Raw genomic sequence first — 13,903 nt, forward strand, 5'->3', positions numbered from 1 at the left:
CGAGCACGGTCATGCACGGTGCCCGCGTTGCATGGCGTGGGCGCAGTACCGGTTTCTTGAGCGCGATGACGACAAGCTCGAATATCAGGTGCATTGCGATTCGTGCGGAAACCTGTACTCCGAGGTGACCATCGCGTCGGCGGTGACCACGCCGGCCGCCTGAATGGCTCACCCGGCTCTCGTTCCAGGCTGAAGTTGGCGGGCGCGACCTGCTACGTTACGGAACCGCGCCCTGGTGTAAGGTCTGGACCGCGCGCAAAGACGCCCCCCACTCTGGAGCAGCGCCTAGTGCGCGCAACGCCGTGCGAAACGCGTTGAAAGGGGCGGCGTGAACGAGGTATTGGCGCGAGCCGGCATCTTCCAGGGGATCGCTCCCGATGCGGTCGATGCGTTGGCTCGCCACCTGCAGCACGTATCGTTCCCGCGCAGGCGCACCGTCTTCGTCGAGGGCGAGCTGGGCGACGACCTCTACGTCATCCTGTCGGGCTCGGTGAAGATCCGCCATCAGACGACCGACGGTCGCGAAACCGTCTTCGCGGTGCTGGGCCCCGGGGACGTGTTCGGTGAGCTTGCGCTGTTCGATCCCGGCCCGCGAACCTCGACGGTGATCACCCTCACCGAGTTGGAAGCCGTGCGGATGGACCGCCACGCGTTGCGGACCTGGATCGTCGAACGCCCCGAAATCGCCGAGCAGCTGTTGCGGGTGTTGGCACGCCGACTTCGGCACACCAACAACACCCTGTGCGACCTGATCTTCACTGACGTCCCCGCCCGGGTAGCCAAGCAAATCCTCGATCTGGCAATGCGTTTCGGCACCAGCAACGGGGGCTCGGTGATGGTCGAGCACCACCTCACGCAGAAGGAACTCGCGCAACTCGTGGGGTCCTCGCGTGAAACGGTCAATAAGGCGCTATCGGACTTCACCCAACGCGGATGGATCCGGCAACAGGGCAAGGCCATCATCATCGACCAACCCGCGAAGTTGGCCCGCCGCGCAAGGGCTTGACGCTCGCATAGCCAAGTTTCACGCCCTAGGTGATCGACCAGAACTCCAGCAGGGTTCGCAATGTCGCCACCAGCGCGAGCGGTTGGTCCAGCATGGGATGGTGGCCGGCCAGGGCCAGCTCCACGAAGGGGCCGCGCAGCTGAAGCAGGGAACGGATCCGTTCGGCCATATCGGGTGGCACCAAGCCGGCTTCGCAACGCAAATACCCTACGCGGCAACGCATCGCGGTCAGCATGGTCTCTAACGACTTCTCGTCGGCGGGCGTCGGCTCGAGAAACTCACCGCCGAAGATGGCCGGGTCGAACTTCCAAATCCATCCTTCGTCGGTTCTGCGCACCGACTCGCCCGCGATGTGCTGCCGGACGTAGGGCAGGATCAACTCCTGCGAGGGCACGGCCGTAAAGCGGGCCAGGATCTCATCTTTCGTCCGGTAGTGGTTGTGTTTGTGCCTACGTAGCCGCCCTTCCTCCGGCGCACGCTCCCACAACGGGGAGTCGATGACCAGCATGCTGTTGATCTGCTGGCTGTAGTGCATCGCCGCCGTGGACACGACCCAGCCGCCCATGCTGTGGCCGATGATCGTCGGACGTCCGGCGGGCCCGGCTGCTGCGGCGACCGCCATCACCTCACTTGCCCAGATTCGCAGGTCGTAACTGCCACGTGCTTCGCTGTCGCCATGGCCCGACAGATCCGGCGCGATCACCCGATGGGTGCGGGAAAAGAACGGCGCGACGTGATCCCACCACCCTGAATGCGCTCCGCCACCGTGGACGAGCACCACCGGAGGTTGGTCGGCATCGCCCCAGACGCGCAGGTGTATGCGGCAACCGTCGACGTCGACGTCACAGTGGTCCGGTTTTTGATCGAGCGCGGTGGTGAACCAGGACGGTGTAATAGGCATCTGGCGCGAGCGGGAAAACAGTTTTCCGACCTCCTGAGGATTCAACCGCGTTGTCTTAATCCAGGTTTCGCTCGGCACGGCCAATAGCGGCTCGCCGGGGCGGGAAATGTGGAATTCACGAATTCGTCTCGGCCAGCCGCACCGTGACGGTTACCGCTCCCTTTTCGTCCCGGGTGGCGACGGCGTGTCCGGCGCGTTCGGTCTCGTCAAGCCGCAACGTCAGGGACCCACCGGCGTCGAGGAAGTTCCGCCACCACGTCTTCGCGTCGGGCATGTTGACGCTGATGACGATGTCGCCGCCGGAACGGCGGTAGGCCACCGGGATGCTGTACGTGCGTCCGGAGCGTCGCCCCGTGTAGGTCAGCATCGTGATGTTGCGATTAATCAGCCGGCCGAAGCGGCGCGAGTTGGCCAGCGCGGCTATCGGCGCATTGAAAACAGGTGCGGCTCGCATCAGGAGGCGGCCAAGGTTGTTGGGACTCACGTTAAAAGTATCGCAGCAAATTCCGGCGAATAGTCGACCGTTGGAACTCGACGTGATGTCGCCCCGCTACACATGGAGGTAGCATCCCGCGCAGATGCTCCAGCGGTTGCCGCAAGCGAGGAAGAAGGCGCTGATGACTGCTCCTGTCGACCCTTCGGTGCCGCCCAGCGGCATGGGCTGCCTCGAGTGCGATGAGGTCGGTGGTTGGTGGGTGCACTTGCGGCGCTGCGCCGCTTGCGGGCACATCGGTTGCTGCGACGACTCGCTGTCTCGTCATGCGACCAAGCACTGGCAGCAGACGGGGCATCCGATCATCCGGTCGTTCGAGCCCGGCGAGGACTGGTTCTGGAACTACGAGGCCAACGACTATTACGATGGCCCGGAGCTGGCGCCACCCGAGTGCCGGCCCGAGGACCAGTCGGTTCCGGGGCCCCGCGGGCGCGTGCCACACAACTGGTTCGAGGTGCTCCGCCATCGAGACGGCTGACGCGCTGGTCGCCGTGAAGCTTCGCGTGGCGGGTGCGCTGGGCCACAGTTGGCCGCTGTATCACAGTGTTGGGCAACCCGATACGTTCCTCGAAAGATTCACGGTACCGTCCTGGACCGAATCCGAGCGGCTGGAATACGACACCGATGGCGTCACCACGGCGCTGGGCATACCGTCGCCGATGATGCCGTGAGCGGTGCCGCGGAGCCGGCGAACCAGTCGGCATAAAAGCGGAAACCCTTGGCGGCAGGTGATTTCGCCATCGCTCGGCGAGAGCGGGCAGCACCCCCTCTTGGAATTGCGTCACTGCCGGGTCGACTTACTGCCAAGCCGTGGTGCGAATGCGAGGGATGTCGTGCCCCGGCTCCGGTGAGAAAGTTGCCGAGCCATGCTGTACAGTTCTCGACGACCGGTTCACGGAACTCGAGTTCCGTCTCGCGACCGGGGTTCGCGGGTGGCGTCCGGCGAGGGTGCCCCGCTGCGCGCTGCCACGGTCGTGCGAAGAGTGGGAGGGAGGCAACGGATGCTCGGCATTGCGCGAAGAGCATGGCTGCCCCTGCTTCTCGTCGTCGTGATAACCGTCGGCGCCTACGCGGTGATCCGCATCCGTGACACGTTCGGCGCGCACGGCGGTGTCACGAGCGGCGAAGGCGGTGGCGACAATACGAAACCGTTCCACCCCAAGCACATCACGTATGAAATAACCGGTACCCCAAGCGGCACGGTGAACGCCAATTACCTCGACGAAAATGGCCAGCCCCACCTCGTCGAAGCTGCCCCGCTGCCGTGGTCGTTCACGATCGTGACCACACTGCCGTCGATGTCGGCCAATATCGTCGCTCAGGCCAGCACAGAGGTACACGCGCTCCGGTGTCGCGTCATCGTCGACGACCAGGTTCGCGACGACCGCAAAACCAATGACTACCAACCGTTCATCTACTGCTTGGTGAAATCCGTATGAGCAACCCGCATCTACAGCCCAGGCGGCCGGCCATTCCGCGCCTGATCCGAGCCCTCTCGCTGCCGATCACGTTGGCCTGGGTGTTCATCGCGGTCGCTTTGGGCGTGCTCTCCCCATCTCTTGACGCCGTCGCGGACCAGCATTCGGTGCCGATGACCCCGCGGGACGCCCCGGCGTTCAAATCGATGATGCACATCGGCGACAAGTTCAACGAATTCCATACGGACTCGACGGCGATGGTGGTCCTGGAAGGACAGGACAAACTCGGCGACAGCGCGCATGACTTCTACAACCGCATCGTCAGCAAGTTGAAGGACGATCACGCGCATGTGCAGAATGTTCAGGACTTTTGGGGCGACCCATTAACCGCTGCCGGGTCGCAGAGCCCGGATGGCAAGGCGGCCTATGTGCAGGTCTTCCTCAACGGTGCGCAAGGTACGACTCCTAGCCACGAGTCCGTCGCCGCCGTACGCAAGATCGTCACCGACACGCCTGCGCCACCGGGCGTCAAGGCCTACGTGGCCGGCACCACCGTGCTCAATGCCGATACCAGTCTCGTCGGTCATAAGAGCATGGCGATGATGGCCTTGGTTTCCATCGGCGTCATCTTCGTCATGCTGCTGATGGTCTATCGGTCGATAGTCACGACAATCCTGTGCCTTATGGTCATCGGCATCGAACTCTTTGCGGCGCAAGGCGTTGCGGCCACGGCGGGCAATCTCAACATCATCGGCCTGACGCCGTACGCGGTCAGCATGATCACCATGCTCAGCATCGCTGCGGGTACCGACTACGTCATCTTCCTGCTGGGTCGCTATCACGAAGCGCGGTCGATCGGCCAAGATCGCGAGGAGGCGTTCTATACGGCCTATCACGGCGTGTCGCACGTCATCCTGGGCTCGGGCCTGACTATCGCGGGTGCCTGCCTGTGTCTGACCGCGGCCCGGCTCCCGTACTTCCAAACAATGGGATTGCCGTGTGCTATAGCGCTGTTGGTGATCGTCTTCGCCGCACTGACGCTCGCGCCGGCGGTACTGGCGGTCGGCTCGCGCTTCGGTTTGTTCGATCCCAAACGCGCAGTCGATGTGCGTGGCTGGCGCAAAGTGGGTACCGCCGTGGTGCGGTGGCCCAAGCCGATCATCGTCGTCACCGCCGCTATCGCGGTCATCGGATTCATCAGCCTGCTGACGTATGTGCCCAACTACGACGACCAGAAGTTCACCCCCAGTGATATGCCCGCCAATGCCGCGATGACCGCAGCAGAACGGCACTTCTCGCAAGCGCGGATGAACCCCGAATTGCTGATGGTCGAGGCCGATCATGATCTGCGCGACCCGGCGGACATGCTCGTGATCGACCGAATCGCCAAGAGCGTCTTCCATCTTCGCGGCATCGAGCGCGTGCAGACGATCACCAGGCCGCTCGGTGCGCCGATCGAGCACAGCTCGATTCCGTTCCAAATCGCGATGCAGAACTCCGGCACGCTGCAGACGGCCAAGTTCATGAACGACACGATGGCCAACATGCTCGAGCAGGCAGACGAATTGGACAAGACGATCGCCGTCATGGAGCACATGTACGGCGTGATGAAAGAGCTCACGGCGACCACGCACAGCATGGTCGGCAGGACACACGAGATGGTCGACACCACCAACCAACTGCGAGACCATATCGCCGACTTCGATGATTTCTTCCGACCCATCAGAAGCTACTTCTATTGGGAAAAGCACTGCTTCGATATCCCGGTCTGCTGGTCGATGCGTTCCCTCTTCGATGCGCTCGACGGCATCGACGAGCTCTCTGACCAGATATCTGGGCTCACAGTGGATCTCGACCATATGGATCGGCTGATGCCGCAAATGCTGGCGGATCTTCCGAAGACCATCGACTCGATGAAGACGATGCGTAACTTCATGCTCTCGACCCACAGCACCATGGCCGGCATTCAAGCCCACCAGCAGGAGGGAGCCGAGGGCTCGACGCTGATGGGGCAGTACTTCGACGAAGCCAAGAACGACGACTCGTTCTACCTGCCGCCGGAAGTCTTCAAGAACCCCGACTTCAAACGTGGCCTGAAGATGTTCGTTTCGCCCGACGGCACCGCCGTGCGGTTCATCATCACCCACCAGGGCGACCCCGCCTCGGTCGAGGGAATCAAGCACGTCGCCGGCGTCAAGGACGCGGTCGCCGACGCCATCAAGGGAACGCCGCTGGAGAGCTCGAAGGTGTACCTGGCCGGGACCGCGTCGATGTACAGCGACATGCAGGAAGGCGTCATCATCGACCTGCTGGTCGCCGGCATCTCCTCGCTGATCCTCATTTTCGCGATCATGCTGATCATCACCCGCAGCGTGGTCGCCGCGTTGGTCATCGTCGGCACGGTGGCCGCATCCCTGGGCACGGCCTGCGGCCTGTCCGTACTGATGTGGCAAGACCTCATTGGGCTCGGCGTGCAATGGATCGTGCTGCCGCTGTCGGTCGTCATCCTGTTGGCGGTGGGATCGGACTACAACCTGCTGGTGGTCTCCCGGCTCAAGGAGGAAATCCACGCCGGGCTCAACACCGGAATCATCCGAGGCATGGGCGCCTCTGGTCGGGTCGTCACCGCCGCCGGGCTGGTATTCGCCTTCACCATGATGTCGATGATCGTCAGCCAGCTGCGCGTGATCGGCGAGCTCGGCACCACGATCGGCTTGGGCCTGCTGGTCGACACCTTGATCGTGCGCTCCTTCATGACCCCCTCGATCGCGGCTGCGCTCGGGCACTGGTTCTGGTGGCCGATCAACACCATCCGCATGACCAGGCAGAAAAATCGAGAAGATCGGGACGCCGATCCGCGCACCGCGCCGATCCCACAACTGACGGCAAGGTGAAACGCATCGGCCGGTCTGCCAAGCTGTCGACAATGACAATGTCAGCTGACAGGCCGGGACCAATGGCAGAACCCGAATCGAAACTTCGCCAGCGCACCGAGGGGCGGCTGGATCGATCCCGCGATCCCGCGATCCTTGATGCCGCGTTGGCGGCTCTGGCCGAGCACGGGTATGACGCGGCGAACATGAATGACATCGCGGCACAGGCCGGCGTCGGCAAGGCCGCAATCTATCGGCGTTGGTCATCAAAAGCCGCCCTGATGACCGACGCTCTCGTTTACTGGCGGCCGGATCTACTCAAGGACGACGCCCCTGACACCGGTAGTCTGGCCGGCGACCTCGACGCCGTCGTCAAGCGCGCCAAGCGCAATGACAACTCCCTGATCACCAATGACCTCGTGCTGCGAGTGGCCTTGGGGGCTGCGCATGATCCCGAACTCGCCACCGCGCTCAATGACCTGATCCTGTTCAAGGGCAGACGTGTGCTGTCGGCCGTTTTGGCGCGAGCCGCAGGCCGCGGCGAAATCTCCGCCACCCGCGACTGGTCGCTGGTCGCCGACGTCCTGACCGCAATGGGCCTCTTGCGCGTCATCAGCGGACAGAGCGTCGATGCGAAATTCATCCGGCAGGTGATCGATACGCTGATTCTGCCCGCCGTGCAGACACCGGACGCTGGGCGCGACGTCAGAAAGCGGTGAATTCGGTTCGACGCCGGGCTTGAGCGGATCAGGTTGCGGCGGCGAGTAAGTCGCGGACCGCGCTGTCGACGGTGCTCAGCAGGTCGGGGTCAACGCCGGTACGACCGCGGACCAGTATCGAGGCGCTGTTGGCGGACGGCAGCCCCTCGGCCGGGCTGAGCCCGTCGGGGAACTTGCCGATCATCGGCAGCAGAGCCACACCGAGCCCCGATCGCACCGCCGCGTAGAGGCCGGACAAATCGCTGGACTCGGCGGCGATCTCGTACTCGATGTGGTGGCTTTCCAGAATTGCGAAGGCCGGCTCGCGCAATGTGCACGGCTCGGCGAAAATCACCAGCGGCAGCGGCTCTCGCGGCGAGATCGTCAGCGCGCGCGCTGAAACCCACTGCAACCGAACCAATCCCGATGCGTTAGCGCGATCCAGACCCGCCCCGTCCAGCATGATGGCCAGATCGACCAAACCGCGATCGATCGAGTCGGCCAGCGACACGTTGCGGTCGAGCCGGAAGCGCACCCGCAGGTCGGGGAGGCGCTCACGCAACACCCGGGACAGGCCGGCCAGCATCACGTCGGCGCCGTGCTCGGTGGCGCCGATTGTCAGGACCTTGTGTTCCGTGGCGCCCAGGTCGTCGAGTGCGTTGTCGTGCGCGGCCAATATCGTGCGGGCATGTCGCAGTGCCTTCTGGCCGACCTCGGTGAAGACGACCCCGCGTCCCGAGCGCTGCACTATCGGTTCGCCGACCACAGCTTCGATTCGGCGCAGATGCTGGCTGACCGCGGATTGGCTCAGGTGCAGGGCTGCGGCCGCGCGGTGGAAGCCGCCGCAGTCGGCGACGGCGACAAGGCTGCGCAGCGGCGCGATATCGAGCACCTGGGCCATAGCCGCACTGTAATCCGATCAGTGTGACTAATCAATCATCGCCTGTGGTCCCCCGAATTAACGTCCCAGGCAGCACGACCGATAAGGTCCTGTAATCAATCGTGATCGCCAATAATCGTTGGACTGCGTCGGTCGACCACGCGAACATGGGTGGCATGTCTTTGCCGCGCATGCCTGCGACCACCGCCACGGCGGTGACGTTCTTTTACGCGCTCGGATATCCCATTGGCACGTTGGCGGTAACGGCGATGACGCCGATGGCCGCCCTCGTGCTGCGGTTCAGTTTGGCCGCAACGATTCTGGCGATCTGGTCGTTGCTGGCCAGGGCCCGCTGGCCGCGGGGAGCGCAATTCGGCCACGTCCTGGTGACCGGCCTGCTGATCCAGGGCGTGCAGTTCTGCTGCCTGTACGAGGCCGTTCAGCTCGGAGCGCCGGCGGTGCTGTGCGCGGTGGTGATCGCAATGAACCCGGTGGCTACCGCGATCCTGGCGGCGATGTTCCTTCGGGAACCGCTCGGTACGTTGCGCGTGATTGCGCTGGTGTTCGGCGTCGTCGCGGTGCTGGCCGCCTGCTCGCACAGGCTGATGAGCACCCGTGGCGCCGACCCTGTCATCGCGTTGCTTGTCGTTGGGCTGCTTGGCCTTTCGGCGGGCGGTGTCTATCAACAGCGATTCTGCACCGGTGTTGACTTCCGGGTGATGAGTGCGATGCAGAATGCCGTTGGGTTGATACCCGCATCGGCACTCGCGATGGTCACGCCGTTCACGGTGCACGATGGCATCAAGGCGGTGATCGCGGTCAGCGGCATGGTGTTGTTGAACGCCACGCTGGCGGTGAGCCTCTACGTGCGTGCCATCAACACCCACGGCGCGACGGCGGTCGCGATGCTGTTCGCCGTCATCCCCGCCGTGGCTGGAGTGCTGTCGTGGATCATCCTGGGCCAACGTCCCGACGAGGGCATTGCGGTCGGGCTGGTGCTGGGCGGAGTCGCGTGCTGGATCAACACCCGGGCATCCGGCCGGCGCCGAGCGGCGAGGGCCGGCACGCCCGCCGCCACCCTGCCGCAGGTCGAGCTGCAGGACGCACCGCGATGAGTTCCCGCCCGCATCCGGCCGGGAGGCCCTGCCAATAGGCTTGTCCACCATCCGCTCGTCCACCGCAGCCGATCTGTGACAATGCTCCCTGCGGAACATTCGACGGAGGCGTGGTGAACTCGGACAACGGGCGGCGGATCAGATCACGGCGGGTAGCGATGACGGTGGCGGTCCTTGCGACGGCGGCCGCATTCACCGGCCCTGCGGTGGCCGGCGCGGACGTGCAACTGTGCAATCCGGCGAGTGTCGATGCGAATCAAATGTGCCGCTTCGAAGCCTCGGGGCCATTTTCGGACATCAGCATGACGTTTCCGGCCAACTACCCCGATGAGCAGGCGATCATTGGCTATCTGACCAGGGTGAACGATGATTTCGGCAACGCCCGCGGACCGCTGAATTCGTTGAAATCGCCCACCGCGCTGAAGGTTACCGGTACGCGATACAGCTCCGGTCCCCAACCGACGGGTACCCAGTCCGTGGTCACCGAGATCTATCAGAACCTCGGCGCCGCCCATCCTCTGGTCTGGTACAAGTCCTTCAACTACAACGTGGCCACTCAGCAGCCGATCACCTTCGATTCCCTTTTCCAGCCGGGAACCCAACCGCTGCAGTCCATCTTGCCGATCGTGCAGAAGACCCTCGCCGACCGCTATCGGGCGGCCGTGTCGATTCCGCCGGCCACCGGACTCCAGCCGGCGAACTACCAGAGTTTCGCGATCACCAATGATGCGATCGTGTTCTTCTTCGACCAAAACGCGCTGCAGCCGGCGATGGAGGCCACCCAAGTATCGGTGCCGCGCAACATGATCGCTTCGATGATCAGTCCCGACATCGCGTAACCGGCCGCTATAGTGGTGCAACTGCGGGAGGCATCATGACAAGCGGCGACCAGCGGGCCGACGAAAAAGCCATTCGTGCGCTCATCGATCAGCAAGTAAAAGGTTGGGCCGCAGGCGATCCAGCCGCCTACGCCGGCGTCTTCACGGCCGACGCCGACTACATCACCTTTCTGGGCAGGCGTTACACGGGGCGTGACGCGATCACGGCATCGTATGTTCCGCTGTTCCGACGGCTCCTCAAGGGAACACGGCTGCTGATAGACATCACCGAGGTCCGATTTCTCACCCCCGATGTCGCGCTCGTCCACGCGAACGCGTCGGTGGGCAAAGGGGGGCGACGGCGCAATCGGCGCAGAGCCCGCGTGAACACCAGTGTCGCCGTCCGGTCGGACGGCCGCTGGCAGCTCGCCGCGTCGCAGAACACCACACATCGGCGGGTCGCTGAAGCACTAATGGCAAAATTGTTTTCCTGACCATTGCCGCCCGACTAGCGTTGTGTGGTCATGAGGGCGCGAATGGCGACACCGCAGGATGCCGATGCGGTAGCGGAAATCTATCTGCCCTATGTGCGCGACACGGCGATTTCCTTCGAGGCGACGCCCCCAGATGCCGAAGAGATGCGGTCGAGGATCACCACAACGCTCGCGCGTCTGCCCTGGCTGGTCGTCACCGATGACGAGCGCGTCAAGGGGTTTGCCTATGCGAGCCCGCACCGGGCGCGCGAGGCTTACCGCTGGTCTGCTGATGTGTCGCTGTACCTGGACGGATCGATTCACCGCCAAGGCCACGGCCGCCGGCTCTACACCGCGCTGCTCAATGTGCTTGTCGCGCAGGGCTACATCAACGCCTACGCGGGTATCTCGCTGCCCAACCCCGCCAGCGTAGGGCTGCACGAAGCGTTGGGCTTCACACCGGTAGGCGTCTTTTACGGCGTGGGCTTCAAGCACGAAACATGGTGGGATGTCGGCTGGTGGCATCGCCGGCTGGTCGACCCGCCCCCGGCCCCGGCCGAGCCGCAGCCCTGGTGCCGGCTGTCCGATCAGGCCCTCGACGCCGCGCTCGTGGCATACACCCGATAGCGGACCAAAGGAAGGGCCTGTCACCCCTAACCGCACCCCCTGCGGCACAACGGTTTTACGGCAGCTCAACCTTGCTTGCCAGCCAACGGCCGTCCACTTTTTCCATGGTCATCTTGACCCGGCTGCGGTCCAGCTGCGGCGCGGGCGCGGCCCCATTGCTCACCGACTGATCGACGAACAGCACGACGTCCACCTTGTCTTCGGTGGCGGACTGGACCGCGGCGTCGATCACACTTCCATGCGCCGCCGCCCGGTTGTCGATGAGCGTCTGACGCAGCTGGGCACTGGATTTGGTGTACATGTCCTTGAACTCACCGGTGGAGCCGTCCAGGACATCGGTGAAGTTCTTGTCAATCGCATTGGTGTCCACACTGGTCAACGTGATGATGTACTTCTTTGCGGCATCGAGCGCCTGCGCGGCCGCAACATCCTTCTGGTGATGCTGAAACACCAGCCAGCCCTCATAGCCCGCCCCGGCGAGCACCGTGGCCAACACTCCGGCCGCCGCCCAGCGAGCGACGTTGCTGCGCCGTCCCTTTTGGCCATCGGGGTGCGCATCGCCGGTGACATTCGCGCCCTCGTCAAGCGCCTCGTCAGGAACGGCTGTGTCCGCGCCATCACCGTCGGCGTCGGGGGTAGCGTCGGCAGGCGGCGTATCTTCGCCTGTCCCACCGGCTTCCGCCGTTGTGGGCGCTGGTGGGCGTGGCGCTTCGTCTCCGACCCCCTCCGCGGCGGCGCGGAAGCGATTCACCAACCATGTTCCTGGGTTGCCGACTGTTCGTAGCGATGGGCGAGAGTTCATCAGTTGCATGCGCCGGAATCACGAAGCGCGTTCGCCCAGCCGGTGGCCGAGACGATGTTCGCATGGGTGACTCCTGACGGATCCTTTCTCTTGATGCTGTCGCTGATTCGCGATAGCTGAAATGCCAAGTGGGTCATTGATTCACCGCCATACACCGGCGAATACGGCCCGAAGTTATCGGGCTGATTGGTGATGATCAGCGGCTTGACTCGCGGTGCCAGAAAGGCCGTCGACTGGTCGATATTGGCGACCACGGCGTGAGCGTCCCCCTGCACGCCACCGACCGAGTAGTCGTCATGCTGGTCACCGAGGTACCGGTTGAAGTCGTTGATCTGGCCCATCAGCGGATCGAATTGCGATTTGAACCATTGGCAGGAGTCCGACATGCCCCCGATCATCTCCGGTGTCACGCGTGCCGTGAATGTGTTGTACGGCCAGATATCGAAGTTCGGCGACCACTCGCTGGGTGCCGGCGTGAACACCGGTAACGGTGGCGGCGGCTGACCCGGATCGGCGGCGGCCTGGCCGGGGAGCACGAGGGCGGCCGCGAGTGCCGCTCCGGCGCACGCCAGGCCGCTACCTGCCCGTCGCAACCTCGTCAGATCCATCCGCTCTTCCTCAAGAAGTACGATATCGCGCGGCCAGCGAATACCGAACCACCAATTTCGTTGCGAAACCGCCATTAACATCAGCGTCTAGGTAGGCGATCTTCCCGCGAAGTCGACAATGCGTCAAGTGGCTGCTAGCAGGCAAACAGCGTAATGACCACTAGTCATTACGCATGCGTAAGCGCCCGTGCGTCGGCAGGACCGGCTCAGTTCTGTTAACCGAGACCTTCCCCAGAAGCTGAGCAACAGTTAACATAGCCGCCCGTGGGGGCACAACGAACGTTCACCGACAAACATCGCTACCTGCGGCGCGTCCGGCGATGACAGCCCAGAACGACCGCTCGCTCAACGACGACCGAGCGCCCGACAGCGTGGCCACTCTCCAAGAGTGGTCCACGGGATACGTCGTACGGCACCCCCTGGCGTCACTCAACACCCTCGGCGAGCAGTACATCCTCGCGATACGCACCATCGAGTACTGCATGGTCGACCTGTTCACCGGGCGGTTCCAATGGGCGGAGTTCATCCGCCAGGGCGCGTTCATGGCTGCCACGGCGGTGCTGCCGACGGTGTTGGTGGCGCTGCCGATCGGGGTGACCCTTTCCATCCAGTTCGCCCTGCTGGCCAACCAAGTCGGCGCCACGTCACTCGCCGGGGCGGCCAGTGGACTCGCGGTGATCCGGCAGGCCGCGTCGCTGGTGGCCGCGGTCCTCATGGCATCCGCCGTCGGCTCGGCCATCACCGCCGACCTCGGCTCCCGCACCATGCGCGAGGAGACCGACGCCATGGAGGTCATGGGAGTCTCGGTGATCCGCCGCCTGGTGGTGCCCCGCTTCGCCGCGGCCATCATGGTCGGTGTCGCCCTGACCGGAATCACCTGCTTCGTAGGGTTTTTGGCCAGCTACCTCTTCAACGTCTATTTCCAGCGCGGCGCGCCGGGCAGCTTCGTAGCGACGTTTTCGTCGTTCGCCACCACGGAGGACATGATCGTCGCGCTGCTCAAAGCCGTGATCTACGGCGCGATCGTGGCGGTAATCGCCTGCCAGAAAGGACTATTCACCAAGGGCGGCCCGGCCGGAGTCGCGAACTCGGTGAATGCGGCGGTCGTGGAATCGATCCTGGTGCTGATGATCGTCAACGTCGGGATCAGCGAGCTCTACAACGCGCTGTACCCCAGGACGGGGCTGTGAC

17 protein-coding genes are annotated in these 13,903 nt (G+C 63.8%); 12 read left to right on the plus strand and 5 right to left on the minus strand.

Features of this window, described 5'->3' with window-relative positions; translation table 11 throughout:
• Nucleotides 1–31 precede the first annotated feature (31 nt).
• Entirely contained in the window at nucleotides 32–163 is a 132-nt protein-coding gene (locus tag A5760_RS27535; protein WP_269198673.1) for a hypothetical protein, read from the plus strand.
• A gap of 165 nt (nucleotides 164–328) precedes the next feature.
• Nucleotides 329–1,006 carry a Crp/Fnr family transcriptional regulator gene (locus A5760_RS05595; RefSeq protein ID WP_064878494.1) on the plus strand — a complete coding sequence of 226 codons (678 nt, stop codon included), beginning with the start codon at nucleotides 329–331 and terminating at the stop codon, nucleotides 1,004–1,006.
• Between the two features lie 25 nt (nucleotides 1,007–1,031).
• Here the strand turns inward: A5760_RS05595 and A5760_RS05600 are convergent, their stop codons facing one another.
• Together A5760_RS05600 and A5760_RS05605 are read right to left on the minus strand one after the other, a co-directional pair.
• Complete coding sequence (locus A5760_RS05600; protein ID WP_196771998.1) at nucleotides 1,032–1,907, minus strand: alpha/beta fold hydrolase; 876 nt, start codon at nucleotides 1,905–1,907, stop codon at nucleotides 1,032–1,034.
• Between the two features lie 115 nt (nucleotides 1,908–2,022).
• Nucleotides 2,023–2,361, minus strand: coding sequence for a nitroreductase/quinone reductase family protein (locus A5760_RS05605; RefSeq protein WP_064878614.1), 339 nt, complete (start codon nucleotides 2,359–2,361; stop codon nucleotides 2,023–2,025).
• A gap of 163 nt (nucleotides 2,362–2,524) precedes the next feature.
• Between A5760_RS05605 and A5760_RS05610 the strand changes: the two genes are divergently transcribed.
• The 5 genes from A5760_RS05610 to A5760_RS05630 all read left to right on the plus strand — a co-directional run bounded on the left by A5760_RS05610 (nucleotide 2,525) and on the right by A5760_RS05630 (nucleotide 7,410).
• Complete coding sequence (locus tag A5760_RS05610; RefSeq protein ID WP_064878616.1) at nucleotides 2,525–2,878, plus strand: UBP-type zinc finger domain-containing protein; 354 nt, start codon at nucleotides 2,525–2,527, stop codon at nucleotides 2,876–2,878.
• Nucleotides 2,879–2,891: 13 nt separating this feature from the next.
• Nucleotides 2,892–3,071: a hypothetical protein gene (locus A5760_RS05615; protein WP_064878496.1), complete on the plus strand. Its 180-nt coding sequence runs from the start codon at nucleotides 2,892–2,894 to the stop codon at nucleotides 3,069–3,071.
• Between the two features lie 330 nt (nucleotides 3,072–3,401).
• A complete protein-coding gene (locus tag A5760_RS05620) occupies nucleotides 3,402–3,839 on the plus strand; it encodes an MmpS family transport accessory protein (protein ID WP_196771999.1) in 438 nt (145 codons plus the stop codon).
• Entirely contained in the window at nucleotides 3,836–6,712 is a 2,877-nt protein-coding gene (locus A5760_RS05625; protein ID WP_082279358.1) for an RND family transporter, read from the plus strand. Before A5760_RS05620 ends, A5760_RS05625 begins: the two co-directional genes overlap by 4 nt.
• Before the next feature lie 62 nt (nucleotides 6,713–6,774).
• The gene (locus tag A5760_RS05630; protein WP_196772000.1) at nucleotides 6,775–7,410 is read left to right on the plus strand and encodes a TetR/AcrR family transcriptional regulator; all 636 of its coding nucleotides are present in this window, start codon (nucleotides 6,775–6,777) and stop codon (nucleotides 7,408–7,410) included.
• Between the two features lie 28 nt (nucleotides 7,411–7,438).
• On the opposite strand, the gene A5760_RS05635 is transcribed toward A5760_RS05630, so the two are convergent.
• On the minus strand, nucleotides 7,439–8,290 hold the full coding sequence (locus tag A5760_RS05635; RefSeq protein WP_064878498.1) for a LysR family transcriptional regulator: 852 nt from the start codon (nucleotides 8,288–8,290) through the stop codon (nucleotides 7,439–7,441).
• Nucleotides 8,291–8,460: 170 nt separating this feature from the next.
• Here A5760_RS05635 and A5760_RS05640 point away from each other — a divergent pair, with 170 nt between their 5' ends.
• From A5760_RS05640 to A5760_RS05655, 4 genes are all read left to right on the plus strand, one after another.
• The gene (locus tag A5760_RS05640) at nucleotides 8,461–9,384 is read left to right on the plus strand and encodes a DMT family transporter (protein WP_064878501.1); all 924 of its coding nucleotides are present in this window, start codon (nucleotides 8,461–8,463) and stop codon (nucleotides 9,382–9,384) included.
• A 113-nt stretch (nucleotides 9,385–9,497) separates the two neighbouring features.
• Nucleotides 9,498–10,223, plus strand: coding sequence for an esterase (locus A5760_RS05645; protein ID WP_231122554.1), 726 nt, complete (start codon nucleotides 9,498–9,500; stop codon nucleotides 10,221–10,223).
• A 35-nt stretch (nucleotides 10,224–10,258) separates the two neighbouring features.
• Nucleotides 10,259–10,696, plus strand: coding sequence for an SgcJ/EcaC family oxidoreductase (locus tag A5760_RS05650; RefSeq protein ID WP_064878505.1), 438 nt, complete (start codon nucleotides 10,259–10,261; stop codon nucleotides 10,694–10,696).
• A gap of 42 nt (nucleotides 10,697–10,738) precedes the next feature.
• Entirely contained in the window at nucleotides 10,739–11,302 is a 564-nt protein-coding gene (locus tag A5760_RS05655; RefSeq protein WP_064878507.1) for an arsinothricin resistance N-acetyltransferase ArsN1 family B, read from the plus strand.
• 55 nt (nucleotides 11,303–11,357) lie between these two features.
• Here the strand turns inward: A5760_RS05655 and A5760_RS05660 are convergent, their stop codons facing one another.
• Both A5760_RS05660 and A5760_RS05665 read right to left on the minus strand, forming a co-directional pair.
• A complete protein-coding gene (locus tag A5760_RS05660; protein ID WP_064878508.1) occupies nucleotides 11,358–12,113 on the minus strand; it encodes a hypothetical protein in 756 nt (251 codons plus the stop codon).
• The gene (locus A5760_RS05665) at nucleotides 12,104–12,712 is read right to left on the minus strand and encodes a hypothetical protein (protein WP_064878510.1); all 609 of its coding nucleotides are present in this window, start codon (nucleotides 12,710–12,712) and stop codon (nucleotides 12,104–12,106) included. Before A5760_RS05665 ends, A5760_RS05660 begins: the two co-directional genes overlap by 10 nt.
• A gap of 320 nt (nucleotides 12,713–13,032) precedes the next feature.
• Here A5760_RS05665 and A5760_RS05670 point away from each other — a divergent pair, with 320 nt between their 5' ends.
• A complete protein-coding gene (locus A5760_RS05670; protein ID WP_064878512.1) occupies nucleotides 13,033–13,902 on the plus strand; it encodes an MlaE family ABC transporter permease in 870 nt (289 codons plus the stop codon).
• Nucleotide 13,903 lies beyond the last annotated feature (1 nt).

This window comes from Mycobacterium colombiense, from assembly GCF_001665835.1.
Taxonomy (GTDB): Bacteria; Actinomycetota; Actinomycetes; order Mycobacteriales; family Mycobacteriaceae; genus Mycobacterium; species Mycobacterium colombiense_A.

Excerpts from the sequence above, each read along its gene's own strand:
- A5760_RS05635 (WP_064878498.1), bottom strand. The coding sequence starts at position 8,290 with ATGGCCCAGGTGCTCGATATCGCGCCGCTGCGCAGCCTTGTCGCCGTC.
- A5760_RS05620 (WP_196771999.1), top strand. The coding sequence starts at position 3,402 with ATGCTCGGCATTGCGCGAAGAGCATGGCTGCCCCTGCTTCTCGTCGTC.
- A5760_RS05605 (WP_064878614.1), bottom strand. The coding sequence starts at position 2,361 with ATGCGAGCCGCACCTGTTTTCAATGCGCCGATAGCCGCGCTGGCCAAC.
- A5760_RS05600 (WP_196771998.1), bottom strand. The coding sequence starts at position 1,907 with ATGCCTATTACACCGTCCTGGTTCACCACCGCGCTCGATCAAAAACCG.
- A5760_RS05665 (WP_064878510.1), bottom strand. The coding sequence starts at position 12,712 with ATGGATCTGACGAGGTTGCGACGGGCAGGTAGCGGCCTGGCGTGCGCC.
- A5760_RS05655 (WP_064878507.1), top strand. The coding sequence starts at position 10,739 with ATGGCGACACCGCAGGATGCCGATGCGGTAGCGGAAATCTATCTGCCC.
- A5760_RS05640 (WP_064878501.1), top strand. The coding sequence starts at position 8,461 with ATGCCTGCGACCACCGCCACGGCGGTGACGTTCTTTTACGCGCTCGGA.
- A5760_RS27535 (WP_269198673.1), top strand. The coding sequence starts at position 32 with ATGGCGTGGGCGCAGTACCGGTTTCTTGAGCGCGATGACGACAAGCTC.
- A5760_RS05660 (WP_064878508.1), bottom strand. The coding sequence starts at position 12,113 with ATGCAACTGATGAACTCTCGCCCATCGCTACGAACAGTCGGCAACCCA.
- A5760_RS05670 (WP_064878512.1), top strand. The coding sequence starts at position 13,033 with ATGACAGCCCAGAACGACCGCTCGCTCAACGACGACCGAGCGCCCGAC.
- A5760_RS05650 (WP_064878505.1), top strand. The coding sequence starts at position 10,259 with ATGACAAGCGGCGACCAGCGGGCCGACGAAAAAGCCATTCGTGCGCTC.
- A5760_RS05630 (WP_196772000.1), top strand. The coding sequence starts at position 6,775 with ATGGCAGAACCCGAATCGAAACTTCGCCAGCGCACCGAGGGGCGGCTG.
- A5760_RS05625 (WP_082279358.1), top strand. The coding sequence starts at position 3,836 with ATGAGCAACCCGCATCTACAGCCCAGGCGGCCGGCCATTCCGCGCCTG.
- A5760_RS05610 (WP_064878616.1), top strand. The coding sequence starts at position 2,525 with ATGACTGCTCCTGTCGACCCTTCGGTGCCGCCCAGCGGCATGGGCTGC.